Origin of the sequence: Asaia sp. W19, from assembly GCF_003994335.1 — a bacterium.
Lineage (GTDB): Bacteria > Pseudomonadota > Alphaproteobacteria > Acetobacterales > Acetobacteraceae > Asaia.
The window spans coordinates 1-770 of record NZ_PNQZ01000131.1 but is presented as its reverse complement, the minus strand read 5'-3'; the positions used below and the strand labels follow the sequence as shown (position 1 = coordinate 770).

Below are 770 nucleotides of genomic sequence, written 5' to 3'. Positions count from 1 at the left end.
AGGGCTGGCGTGACGTGATGACATTCTGAATATCGCGGCCCGACACCATCACATAGCCGATATCTCCCACCATGGGGTCGATGATCAGCGCCGAGGTGCCGCCCTGTACGCGCAGGTAAGGAACGCCCGTTATGACGCCATGCGGGTACGTCTTGCCCTGGCCGTCCTGCATGTGAACCATGGGCTGCACATCCACCTGACCCACCAGAGACGCGCCGCCGCCGTGGACGGCTTTGACTTGGACGAGGATGGGGGTGCCCATGGCGGATATGGCCCGATCAACGGCGGCGTCAATCGCGCTTCCATTGGTCAGCCCTGCGAACGTACTCTGGGGTGAGACATGATCAACCATTGTACGAGATGTTCCCTGCGTAATCGGTTCTCATCGCTTCGACGCGCGTGAACCATCGGCCATTGGGGATTTCGCTATCGAGTTCGTGCGTGACCATCTGCGCGACCCATGTGCCGTTGACCGGCATCGGGGCCACCTGTCCGGCCTGATTGTTTACCCAGGCAGCAGGCAGATACGCGCTGTCGATTGCGAAGGTGTTCATGAATTGCAGGCGGTGGTCGAACAGCGTGACGAGAGAGACGCCGTAATTGCTATAGGCCGGATAGCCGATCATTCCTGTCTTGGCGCTGACCTTGGGGATCGTCTTGCCCTGCAAGTCCTTGAGATTGTTCGACCAGATCGTGACCTGATACGGGCTGGCTTGGCCTGTAGTGCCAAGCATGGGGATCGCATAGATGAATTTGTAGGTCTTTTTTCR

Annotated in this window: 2 pseudogenes; both read right to left on the bottom strand. The window is 58.5% G+C overall.

Going from position 1 to position 770, the window contains the following annotated elements:
- A pseudogene (locus C0V97_RS17290) lies at nucleotides 1-352 on the bottom strand (baseplate assembly protein); the annotation flags it as partial.
- Nucleotides 345-770: pseudogene (locus C0V97_RS18455) on the bottom strand (YgdI/YgdR family lipoprotein); the annotation flags it as partial. The pseudogenes C0V97_RS17290 and C0V97_RS18455, both read right to left, overlap by 8 nt.